4 protein-coding genes and 1 pseudogene are annotated in these 1,641 nt (G+C 33.3%); 2 read left to right on the forward strand and 3 right to left on the reverse strand.

The annotated features are described in order from the left end of the window. The coding region (locus tag DMP16_RS09695) for a helicase-related protein (protein WP_255446868.1) at nucleotides 1-300 on the forward strand (300 nt) is incomplete at its 5' end. On the opposite strand, the gene DMP16_RS09700 is transcribed toward DMP16_RS09695, so the two are convergent. Next, nucleotides 273-782 (reverse strand): hypothetical protein, encoded by a 510-nt coding sequence (locus tag DMP16_RS09700; RefSeq protein WP_069281724.1) that lies wholly within the window; start codon nucleotides 780-782, stop codon nucleotides 273-275. The two genes, DMP16_RS09695 and DMP16_RS09700, sit on opposite strands and share 28 nt — an antisense overlap. Nucleotides 783-873: 91 nt before the next feature. Between DMP16_RS09700 and DMP16_RS09705 the strand changes: the two genes are divergently transcribed. Beyond that, the gene (locus DMP16_RS09705; RefSeq protein WP_069281722.1) at nucleotides 874-1,152 is read left to right on the forward strand and encodes a hypothetical protein; all 279 of its coding nucleotides are present in this window, start codon (nucleotides 874-876) and stop codon (nucleotides 1,150-1,152) included. On the opposite strand, the gene DMP16_RS09710 is transcribed toward DMP16_RS09705, so the two are convergent. Both DMP16_RS09710 and DMP16_RS09715 read right to left on the reverse strand, forming a co-directional pair. Further along, entirely contained in the window at nucleotides 1,127-1,447 is a 321-nt protein-coding gene (locus tag DMP16_RS09710; RefSeq protein ID WP_069284533.1) for a hypothetical protein, read from the reverse strand. The genes DMP16_RS09705 and DMP16_RS09710 overlap by 26 nt on opposite strands. A 73-nt stretch (nucleotides 1,448-1,520) precedes the next feature. Beyond that, a pseudogene (locus tag DMP16_RS09715) lies at nucleotides 1,521-1,641 on the reverse strand (RNA-binding protein); the annotation flags it as partial.

Genomic DNA, 1,641 nt, shown 5'->3' on the forward strand with positions numbered 1-1,641 from the left:
GAGAGAAAAAGAGTTTTGAATACTTTTAAGAATATGAGCAGTGGAATTTTAGTATTAACCACTGTAGGGGATGAAGGAATAGATATACCAGATGCTAACGTAGGGATAATTGTTACTGGTACGGGTTCAAGGAGGCAATTCATTCAAAGACTAGGGAGGATATTACGACCTTATGATGGTAAACGAGCTAAGTTATATGAGATAATCGTTAGTGGAACTTCAGAAGAGTATCAAGCAAGGAGAAGGAAGGAGACTGAAATTTTGAGCTTTGATCAATCAGATGAACTGGATGACATGTAGTACAATAAGGAGTAACCAAATAATCTAAACAGAATATCTTCATCGCCTAATAGTCTTATTCCGATGTATACTAAACCATTCCTTATACCAACTATGGGTATTTTATTTACATTTATTATTGGAACACCTTCCGCTTTTATAATCTTAGCCTTTCTCAACTTTTGCCCCAGAAGGCTCTTAAGTGTATACGCTGAGGCTACTTGGGGCTCTAAAATTTCAATGTCATTAAACTCAATATCCTCTTTCGGGTCTAAATAAATCACTTTATTAATAAGCTCATCATCAATTCTTATTCCTTCTACCCATGTTAAGGTTCTTATTATGTGTTTACATTTTTCACTTATTAACGAAAGTGGAGGAAAAGTAAGTATTCTTCCATCGATATTTAACGTTGCTGGCTGTGTAACTATTATATCTCCTTTTGCTATATTTTTTACTTCATTAGGTCTGCAAATTCTGCTATTCTCATCAACGTAAGTCATATAAACTAACCTATGTTAAACATATATTAAAGATGAATGCACTTGTAAGGTCTGATCTCTGATGAGTAACCAGGCTAATGAGGTAGTATAGATGAGATGGTTAAAGAAGAGAGAGGTCATAATCTATTTCCTACTATTTAAGAAATTCAAATATGATAAGTTTAACCTCGGCGAAGCTTTAGACGTTTTAAAGCCTTATTTTTCAAAGAAAGTATCTTATAATAGTATAAGTTACATGAGTAAAATAGGTTTAATAACTAAGTTAGGTAGTTTCGAGTATAAGCTAAATCCTTTTGAGGACTTTGTTCTGATTTTTTTAGGCAAGAGTTATCTAGATAGGAGACTTACTCTTCGTCGTAAAACTCAATAGTAATTTTTACTTTAACCTCCTTTTTAGAAAGCGGTGGTATTTTATCACCGAAATCTACTCCTACGCTTATCGGATTCCCCATTGAGTCAGTGAATTTAACATCAGCTACATAATGTATTTCTTGTCTTTGATTTAGCATGTTCATTAGCTCAGAATAAATTCTTGATAAAGCCATTTGCAATGCTAAGGGACTCGAAAAATCCTCTGGTCTTAACTGTATTGCTTTAAAGTTTCCCATAAGCTCTCCTATTTTTGCTTTTCCTTCGAATTCTACTTTAACATTAGGCTGTGCCATATAATAATATACTACGAATGCCTTATTAAAAGTAGTGGATGGCAAAAGAAAGATCTAAAAAATTATATTATCGTTACTTTTTCCTTATTGCTATTTCGATTGTAGAAACTCTTGATTGTTTGCCATCTTGGCTTGTTACTACTTGGCTGCCAATTCTTATTTCCTTAATTTCGATCTTGTCTGGTAAGAATCTG

Source organism: Sulfolobus sp. B1, assembly GCF_007050195.1.
Lineage (GTDB): Archaea > Thermoproteota > Thermoprotei_A > Sulfolobales > Sulfolobaceae > Saccharolobus.